Annotated in this window: 8 protein-coding genes (1 of these 8 running past the window's edge); 2 read left to right on the top strand and 6 right to left on the bottom strand. The window is 57.4% G+C overall.

Annotation, left to right across the window (positions count from 1 at the left end; genetic code table 11):
- From AAD018_RS02605 to AAD018_RS02590, 4 genes are all read right to left on the bottom strand, one after another.
- A protein-coding gene (locus tag AAD018_RS02605; RefSeq protein ID WP_367313686.1) for a SixA phosphatase family protein crosses the window boundary here: on the bottom strand, positions 1-375 show its 5' end (the start). Its footprint begins 426 nt before the window's first position; the window shows 375 of its 801 coding nt (coding positions 1-375); its start codon is at positions 373-375; its stop codon lies beyond the left edge, outside the window.
- A gap of 13 nt (positions 376-388) precedes the next feature.
- Positions 389-994, bottom strand: coding sequence for a protein-methionine-sulfoxide reductase heme-binding subunit MsrQ (locus tag AAD018_RS02600; RefSeq protein WP_367313687.1), 606 nt, complete (start codon positions 992-994; stop codon positions 389-391).
- Positions 994-1,896, bottom strand: coding sequence for a protein-methionine-sulfoxide reductase catalytic subunit MsrP (msrP, locus tag AAD018_RS02595; protein ID WP_367313688.1), 903 nt, complete (start codon positions 1,894-1,896; stop codon positions 994-996). Before msrP ends, AAD018_RS02600 begins: the two co-directional genes overlap by 1 nt.
- 73 nt (positions 1,897-1,969) lie before the next feature.
- Complete coding sequence (locus tag AAD018_RS02590) at positions 1,970-3,463, bottom strand: FMN-binding glutamate synthase family protein (protein ID WP_367314215.1); 1,494 nt, start codon at positions 3,461-3,463, stop codon at positions 1,970-1,972.
- Between the two features lie 243 nt (positions 3,464-3,706).
- On the opposite strand from AAD018_RS02590, the gene AAD018_RS02585 reads away from it, so the two are divergent.
- Entirely contained in the window at positions 3,707-4,186 is a 480-nt protein-coding gene (locus AAD018_RS02585) for a fasciclin domain-containing protein (RefSeq protein WP_367313689.1), read from the top strand.
- A 109-nt stretch (positions 4,187-4,295) separates the two neighbouring features.
- On the top strand, positions 4,296-4,778 hold the full coding sequence (locus AAD018_RS02580; protein ID WP_367313690.1) for a DUF1993 family protein: 483 nt from the start codon (positions 4,296-4,298) through the stop codon (positions 4,776-4,778).
- A gap of 60 nt (positions 4,779-4,838) precedes the next feature.
- Here AAD018_RS02580 and clpB read toward each other — a convergent pair whose 3' ends face one another.
- Complete coding sequence (gene clpB / locus AAD018_RS02575; protein ID WP_367313691.1) at positions 4,839-7,454, bottom strand: ATP-dependent chaperone ClpB; 2,616 nt, start codon at positions 7,452-7,454, stop codon at positions 4,839-4,841.
- A 259-nt stretch (positions 7,455-7,713) separates the two neighbouring features.
- On the bottom strand, positions 7,714-8,595 hold the full coding sequence (locus AAD018_RS02570; RefSeq protein WP_367313692.1) for a prolipoprotein diacylglyceryl transferase: 882 nt from the start codon (positions 8,593-8,595) through the stop codon (positions 7,714-7,716).
- Positions 8,596-8,723 lie beyond the last annotated feature (128 nt).

Below are 8,723 nucleotides of genomic sequence, written 5' to 3'. Positions count from 1 at the left end.
TAGAATTTCGTTTGCGGCCAAGAGCGTTCCGAGCGCCCGCATCGCTGCGCGGCCTTCCTCGTTCATGATGCGCTGATTTTCGCAATCAGTAGGGTCGACGTCCTTCTTATCCAAAAAGCTCCAATCGGTTGGGCCGTGGCGCATCAAGAAGACGATATCATCTCTTAGGAACAGCTCCTCGACCATCTGGAACGGCTCGAACCGTAGGCGATCCTGCACCGCGTCTTCACCGTTAGGCATCGTGACACTCATCTCGCCCATATGAGTTGAGACTTGGCCGACATTGCCCTGTAAACCCTCCCCCTCCTGAGAGGTGGCCATGCTTGCCATTACTCCGAGCGAGAGCCCCATACCGGCCGATATCAAACGGTTCATTCCAATTTCTCCTTCAGGCGGCGACGCGTCTTTTCACCGGCTTTAGCCGGAGGACGAGCAATCCAATCGTTATAACGAGGTAGGCGATGGGCTCGATCTGAAAACCCCTTGCCAGCCAAAGATAGTGCAAACATGCAAGCAAAACGGCGGGATAGACCAAACTATGGATCCGCCGCCAAAGAATTGGGCCGATTTTGCGTATGATGCGGTTTGCGGATGTTGCCGCAAGCGGGATCAGCAACACGAACCCCACCATTCCGACCGTCACGTAAGGCCGTTTGACGATGTCAGCCCATACGCGACTTGCGCTCTGCACGTCGAGCAACGCCCAGACCAGAAAGTGAGCGACGACAAAGAAGAACGCAATTAGCCCAAGAGCGCGTCGGAACTTGATCAGATTGATCCGCAGGTATTCCCGTATTGGTGTGATAGTCAGGCTGACGATCAACATGGTCAGCGCCGCTTCACCGTACTGACGTTCCAAGGTGTTGATGGGTTCGACCCAAACTCCGGACAGTCCAAGCCAGAACTGGTATCCCGCATAGGCGAGAGCGAGGAGGTAAAGCGGCCAGATCGGCATCTTTCGCGCGCCTTGGTTTATCCGGTCGGCGACGGCCATCAGAATTGCTTTGTCAGATCCATACCCTCGTAAAGACTCGCGACTTCTTCTTCATATCCGTTAAACATCAACGTGTCCTGACGCGCATTGAACAGCCCGCCACCGATCAGACGCTCGGTCGACTGACTCCAGCGGGGGTGATCCACGGTTGGATTAACATTGGAATAAAAGCCATATTCACGAGAATTGAGGTCGACCCACGTCGTGAAAGGCTCTTCCTCGGTAAAGGTGATCCGCACGATGGATTTGATCGATTTGAACCCGTACTTCCACGGCACAACGATGCGGATCGGCGCGCCGTTCTGGTTCGGCATAGGTTCCCCGTAGATCCCTGTGGCCAAAAGCGTCAGTGGATGACGGGCCTCGTCCAAGCGAAGGCCTTCGCGATACGGGAAGTCCAGAACGCCTCGCTTCACCCCGATCATGTTTTCCGGCTGTACAGCGGTTTCGAACTGGACATACTTCGCCTCGGGTAATGGTGTGACCCGGTCCAGCAGATCGGCCAACTCAAAGCCGTTCCAAGGGATGACCATTGACCATGCCTCGACACAGCGGAAGCGGTAGATCCGCTCCTCGGTTTCGAATTCCGACGCGATCTCATCAAAAGAGATTGTGAGCGGGTTCTCGACAAGACCATCGACCTCGATCGACCACGGCTCTGTTTGCAGATTATGCGCGTTCTTGGAGGGGTCGTCCTTACCCGTCCCGAACTCGTAGAAATTGTTATAGGTCGTAATCTGCTCGAACGTATTAGGCTCGAGCGTCTCGCTCGCCTGCAATCCGCCCGCAATCGACAGAGCGCTCGCACCAACACCACTGGCGATCAGTTGACGCCGGTTCATGAACGCCGATTTCGGCGTCACATCATCTCGGGTCAGACGGTTCGTCCAGCGTCGTGCCATTGGAGTACTCCTTTATGCCCTCGGTTTGATATAGGTCGGACTCATTCAAAAGTCTCGCTGACGTATGTCGAACTTAACCGACCTCCAGCGCGTGGGTCTGAGAATGTAGCGTCGAAAGCGGTTTTGAAGTTCCATCCGCCTGAACAATTCTGATGTGATCGCGCCGCAGCTTGCGCGGCTCAGAGACGCCGACGGAATGAGCGATCGTCTCAAGGTCAGAGACGATCCCCCTGGCATAAGCTGCGACGCGTTTGTCTTTGTCCTCGACGACCAGCCCTTTTTGAAACCGCCTCTGATGTGTCGTGATCCCGGTCGGGCACGTGTTCTTGTTGCATTTCAAAGCCTGGATGCAGCCAAGAGCAAACATGAAGCCGCGCGCCGATGTCACGAAATCCGCTCCGGCACACATGGCCCAGGCTATGTCACCTGGATTGACGAGCTTGCCTGACGCGATGATCCGGATACGCTCTTTGAGACCCGCTTCATCTCGCAGGTCAGCCAGCCGAGGAAGGGCTTCACGGACGGTCATTCCGACTAGATCGATCAATGGCATCGGCGACGCTCCAGTGCCTCCCTCCCCGCCATCGAGAGTTATGAAATCCGGCGCGCTTTGCTCGCCTCTTGCTATGATCGCATCGAAGAGGCCTTTGATTGTATCGGCATCGCCCATTACCGTCTTGATCCCGACCGGTAGCCCGGAGACATCGCGGATATGAGCAGTGAAATTGAGGAGATCCTCCCAGTTGTCGACGCCGTCATGCCTGTTCGGCGAAATAGAATCCTGTGCCTCTGCAATACCGCGCACGCGGGCAATCTCGGCCGTCACCTTTGACGCGGGGAGAATTCCGCCTTTACCCGGCTTCGCCCCCTGCGCCAGCTTAATTTCGATCATCTTGACCTGTGGATGCGCAGAGATGTCTCGCAGCTTGGCATCGTCCAGACCGCCATGTGCATTCCGAACACCGTACTTCGCCGTTCCGATTTGAAAGACGATGTCGCAGCCGCCTTCCAGATGATACTCGGATAAGCCGCCCTCACCGGTATTCATCCAGCATCCTGCCAGTTTGGCCCCGCGGCTTAAGGCGCGAACGGCGGGCTTTGAAATCGCGCCGTAGCTCATACCGGAGATGTTGAAGATAGAGGTGGCCGTGTAAGGCTCACGGCATCCCGGACCAATCACCAGGGCTTCTGAGCTTGCATATTGATCGTCGAGCGGCGGAAAGGCGGCGTTGGCAAAGATGGGCGTGCCGGGCACTGTAAGGTTCCGCGTCGAGCCGAATGCAACGGTGTTTCCTTTGCCTTCTCCGGCGCGTTTGATCCACTCGCGCTGCGCCCGATTAAATGGAAGCTCCTCACGATCCATGGCAAAGAAGTATTGCCTGAAGAACTCTCCAAGTGTCGAAAATAAGTGCCGGAAGCGTCCGATGACCGGGTAGTTACGGCGGATAGCATCTGCATGCTGGCGTCGATCGATTACGAACAGGACGATGATAACAGCACAGGCGACCCCGACAAAGAATACAAAGCCGAGCGCGAGATACCTCAGCACCTCACCGGCAAACTCCATCGCTGGCATCATCACGCGTCCTCCCCCGGACCAACCCGTTCATATAAGCACCGTCGGACATAACGGTCAGTCCTAAACTGCGGCCTCACGAAGCTGTCAGAGTCTCAAGCAGAGACCCGCATGAGGATCGGCAGAAAATCGCCCCGAAGATTGATCGTGTGCAAATTTTACACATCCATTTCCGGATCTCGAGCGTTACCCTTTCGATGCGTAACTCAGCATCTCTTAACAAAGGAGACGACAATGCTTCGTAAGTTCTATATTTCGACCATCGCCGCAGCTGCCATCGCAACAAGCGCGTTCGCCACTACAGGCGAAAAGGACATCGTGGATACCGCCGTTGAGGCCGGAAACTTCACAACGTTGGCCGCGGCGCTTGAAGCTGCAGGTCTGGTCGAAACGCTCAAGGGTGAAGGTCCGTTCACTGTCTTCGCACCAACGGACGAGGCATTTGCAGCCCTGCCAGAGGGCACAGTCGAGAGCCTGCTCGCCGACCCGGAAGCTCTTGCCGCTATCCTCACCTATCATGTTGTTCCGGGCTCCGTTGAGTCCACGCAGCTCGAAGATGGCATGACGCCCGAGACCGTCAATGGCGCCACGGTCGAGATCGACCTCGACAATGGTGTGATGGTGAACGATGCGACCGTAACCAGCGCGGACGTGATGGCATCGAATGGTGTGATCCACGTGATTGACCAAGTGATCCTGCCGCCGGAAAGCTAAAGCCCGCACAGGGAATATTAGCGAAGGCCCGGGCTAATCCCGGGCCTTCTTCGTTTCTGGAAAAAAGCTGATAAAGAATGTCGTAGTTCTCTAGGACCTCGGTTTTGCCATGCCCTCAACATTTGCCGAAGCCAGCATCATTTCAGTTCGGCATTACCTCGACCGGATCGGAGATATCCTGACGTGTCTCTCCGAAGAAGAGGATACCGACCGTTTGCTTGCGATCCGGCTCGCACCGGACATGTTCGATACAGGCTTTAATTTTGCCGTTTCGATCCAGTTCGCCGCACGCGCCCTTTGTCCTCCTGCGGGAATGGACATTCCAGAGATACCGGAAGTCTATACCTGCGAGAGCCTTGCTACGTTTCGGATAGACGTCCACAAGCACATCGCGCCAATAACCGCCTCTGATCTGGTTCACCCGGTTGCCCATCAAGCGGACGATGCTCAGTTGCGGCAGGACGTGGCGGATTACATCGCCCGCTTTGCCCTTCCTAACATGATCTTTCATCTCAGCCTGGCCTATGGCGGGCTTCGTCACGGTGGAATGACTATCGGGAAGGCGGATTTTGATGGCCTGCATCGGTATTGAAGAACGGCCGCGCCCACGAAGTAGAAAGCCCCGCCAGAGAGGCAGGGCTTTCTTGTTTCGTTAATGAACCACCGCATCTGCTGGTGGCTTCCTGCTAGAGGATGAGACGCGATCCCCGACAAGCAGCCCGTCGGCTCCTGCGATGACGTGAACCGTGTCGCCATCGGATACATCTCCAGCCAACAGCATTTCGGCCAACTGATCCTGCAGGGCACGTTGGATCACTCGCTTGAGAGGCCGCGCTCCAAAGACCGGATCATAGCCTTCATCGGCAAGCCACTTCATCGCGCCCTCATCCAACGAAAGCTCGATTTTGCGGCCCGCAAGCCGTGCCTTGAGCCGACCCAGCTGGATTTCAACGATGCCATCCATGTCATCCCGCGTCAGACGATCGAAGATAATCATATCATCCAAACGGTTCAGGAATTCCGGCCGGAAATGCGCCCGGACCGCATCCATCACATCTTGCTTCGCCTTTGCGGCATCCGATCCATCAGGCAACTGGCTCAGCGCTTGCGATCCAAGGTTCGACGTCAGAACGATCAAAGTCTGCTTGAAGTCCACCCGGCGTCCTTGCCCATCGGTCAGAACACCGTCGTCCAATACCTGGAGCAATACGTTAAAGACCTCTGGATGCGCCTTCTCGACCTCATCGAACAGGATCACCTGATAGGGTCTGCGCCGAACGGCTTCGGTCAGCACGCCGCCCTCGTCGTAACCAACATAGCCCGGAGGGGCACCAATCAGGCGGGCGACCGAATGCTTCTCCATGAATTCTGACATGTCGATGCGGACCATCGCGCTGTCGTCATCGAAGAGGTATTCGGCCAACGCCTTTGTCAGCTCCGTCTTACCCACACCGGTCGGCCCAAGGAACAGGAAGGATCCCAATGGCCGGTTCTCGTCCTGCAGCCCGGCCCGCGCCCGGCGCACCGCGTTCGAGACGGCTGTGACCGCCTGACGCTGACCAATCACACGCTTGCCCAGCTCTTCCTCCATGCGCAGCAGCTTTTCGCGCTCGCCTTCCAGCATCTTGGAGGTCGGGATACCGGTCCAACGCTCCACCACCTGCGCGATCTGCTCGGGCCGCACGGTCTCTTCAACCATCAGGCCGCTCTCGCTGCTCTCGGCCTCACCGAGTTTCTTCTCAAGGTCAGGGATAACGCCATAGGACAGCTCACCAGCCTTCGCGAGATTGCCCTCCCGTTTAGCGATATCGAGCTCTGCCCGTGCGCGATCCAGCTGCTCTTTCAGCTCGCGCGCGCCTTCCAGCTTGTCGCGTTCAGACTGCCACCTGGCGGTCATCTCGGACGACTGCTCCTGTAGGTCCGCAAGCTCTTTCTCGAGCTTTTCAAGCCGATCCTTCGACGCCTGATCATCCTCGAGCCGCAACGCCTCTGCTTCGATCTGTAATTGCAGGATCTGTCGGTCGAGCGCGTCGAGCTCCTCTGGCTTGGAATCGACCTCCATCCGCAGCCGTGACGCCGCCTCATCCATGAGGTCGATCGCCTTGTCGGGCAGGAAGCGGTCGGTAATGTAGCGGTTCGACAGCGTCGCCGCCGCAACTAAAGCGGAATCGCTAATCCGCACACCGTGGTGCAGTTCGTACTTCTCTTTAATGCCGCGCAAGATCGACACGGTATCTTCTTCGGTCGGCTCTTGTACCAAGACGGGCTGGAACCGCCGCGCAAGCGCCGCATCCTTTTCGACGTGCTTGCGGTACTCGTCGAGAGTCGTGGCACCAACGCAGTGCAACTCTCCCCGCGCGAGGGCAGGTTTGAGAAGGTTCGACGCATCCATTGCGCCATCGGCTTTGCCCGCACCCACGAGGGTGTGCATCTCGTCGATAAAGAGAATGATCTCTCCAGCAGCCGAAGTGACTTCGGACAAGATCGCCTTGAGCCGCTCCTCGAATTCACCGCGATACTTCGCTCCCGCGATCAAGGCGCCCAGATCGAGCGCGAGCAGACGCTTATTACGCAGGCTCTCGGGCACGTCGCGGTTGACGATCCGCAACGCAAGACCTTCAGCGATGGCCGTCTTACCGACGCCCGGCTCTCCGATAAGGACAGGATTGTTCTTGGTTCTTCGGCTAAGAACCTGCATCGCCCGGCGAATTTCCTCGTCGCGACCAATGATGGGATCGATCTTCCCTTCCTCGGCGCGCTCGGTCAGATCCATCGTGTATTTCTTCAGTGCCTCGTACTGATCCTCGGCACTAGCGCTATCGGCTGTCCGGCCCTTGCGAACATCGTTGATCGCCTCGTTAAGCTTTTGGGCGCTCACGCCTCCGGCGGTGAGGGCATCCTTTGCGGCAGACCGCACAATCGCCAGCGCAGTCAGCAGACGTTCTGCTGGCACGAAGCTATCTCCGGCTTTCTTCGCGACCTTTTCGGCTTCATCAATGACGCGGCCGGTAGCGCTGTCGAGATAGACCTGACCGGCATCCCCGGACACTTTGGCGATCTTTCCAATCGCCTGATCAACAGCATCCCGCACCCGGTCCGCCTTGCCCCCCGCTCTCGCGATCAAGTTTGAGGCAAAGCTGTCCTCGTCATCCATTAAGGCTTTGAGAAGGTGTTCGGGCGCAAGCCGTTGATGACTTTCGCGCATTGCGATGGTCTGGGCGGCCTGTACGAACCCTCGCGACCGCTCGGTGAACTTCTCCAAGTTCATGTTAACTCTCCTTGTCTAAGCGCTCATCGCAGCACCCGCCCGCTTGGCGGCACGGGTCCTTTGAGCCTTCGGAAAAGAGATGGGATCAGCACTACCGTTGCACAAGGGCCACAGGGCGAAAAAGCTATCGCTGCTTATGGGGCAGAGCCCGATCAATGCTGAGAAGCTCAGACCACGCCCATAAGTATCGCTGTTATTTCCTCGATGTATCAAGGCGACCATGAGGCGAGCGGCTCCACATACCGCTCGCCCCTTTGCTTTACTGGCCGGTCAGTGGATCGTCGTCTCGTCCTTCGGGACCGGACGGCGTCGGGACGAACGGATCTGCACCGCCATCGGGATCGGTGGGGGCGCCATCATTTGGGTCGATCACCGGCTCGAGCGTTGTATCGCCGGATCCCTGGCGCTCGGTCGGAACAGGCTCACCGTCCGTCGTGGTGCCTTGCGCTTCGATGCCATCGATTACCTCGACCTCTTCGTTCTCCTGAACCGACGGATTTGCTGCAGCAGGTGCAGCGCCGCTGTCTGGGGCTTCGGATTCAGCTGCATCGGTCTCTTCCGTGCTCGCTTCCATATCGACAGAGACATCACCTTCTGTCGCGTCTTCTTGCGTTTCCGACGCATCGGAAGAGCTATCCTCTTCTTCAGTCTGCGCATCTTCTTCGGCTGGCGCGCTTTCTTCGGAGGTGTCTGTTTCTACAGGTTCACCCTCATCATTGGCTTCGGGCGCAATCTCTGCACCGGTTCCCTCGAGTTGCTCGGCAGGCGGATCGGCCACTTCATCGGGAGCATCCTCTGCGATATTGCCGCCAACTTCGTCATTGGCACCAGGATCGGCCGCATCACCGGCTCCCTGAACACCCTCGTCAAGCTCGGTGTTCGCACCGTTTTCGATTATCGATTGCTCTTCTCCGGTATCGTCGAGTCCCTCACTCGCCTTATCGGCCGTGCCGTCAGGGTTTGTTCCGGCACCGGTCGGCGGAACAGGCTCTTCGGTTTGATCGGGGTTGCTTTGTACCTCAGCGTCTCTCTCAGAAAACATGAGGAGGATGGCGATGAAGATCAGTGTCGCTATTCCCAGACCCAGAATCATCCAAAAGACGCTGACCCCTCGGTCATTGCGCGTCGTTTTCAAATCCATACCTGCCATCCAGATCACTCCCTCGGGTTCGCATTCAGCAGGACAACCTCAGCCCCGGTGTGAGGTTCCGCACACTTGACGCTCATAGCCGTCCCCGGCACTCACTCTGTCGAGCAGAGGAGAGGTCA

Origin of the sequence: Aestuariibius insulae (assembly GCF_040783535.2) — a bacterium.
Classification (GTDB): Bacteria; Pseudomonadota; Alphaproteobacteria; order Rhodobacterales; family Rhodobacteraceae; genus Aestuariibius; species Aestuariibius insulae.
Note: the sequence above shows the minus strand (reverse complement) of the source record. Positions and strands in the feature narration are given on the sequence as shown.

Bases quoted from the DNA above. Each gene is read 5' to 3' on its own strand.
- AAD018_RS02590 (WP_367314215.1), bottom strand. From the start codon at position 3,463: ATGGAGTTTGCCGGTGAGGTGCTGAGGTATCTCGCGCTCGGCTTTGTA.
- AAD018_RS02570 (WP_367313692.1), bottom strand. From the start codon at position 8,595: ATGGATTTGAAAACGACGCGCAATGACCGAGGGGTCAGCGTCTTTTGG.
- msrP (WP_367313688.1), bottom strand. From the start codon at position 1,896: ATGGCACGACGCTGGACGAACCGTCTGACCCGAGATGATGTGACGCCG.
- AAD018_RS02580 (WP_367313690.1), top strand. From the start codon at position 4,296: ATGCCCTCAACATTTGCCGAAGCCAGCATCATTTCAGTTCGGCATTAC.
- AAD018_RS02585 (WP_367313689.1), top strand. From the start codon at position 3,707: ATGCTTCGTAAGTTCTATATTTCGACCATCGCCGCAGCTGCCATCGCA.
- AAD018_RS02600 (WP_367313687.1), bottom strand. From the start codon at position 994: ATGGCCGTCGCCGACCGGATAAACCAAGGCGCGCGAAAGATGCCGATC.
- clpB (WP_367313691.1), bottom strand. From the start codon at position 7,454: ATGAACTTGGAGAAGTTCACCGAGCGGTCGCGAGGGTTCGTACAGGCC.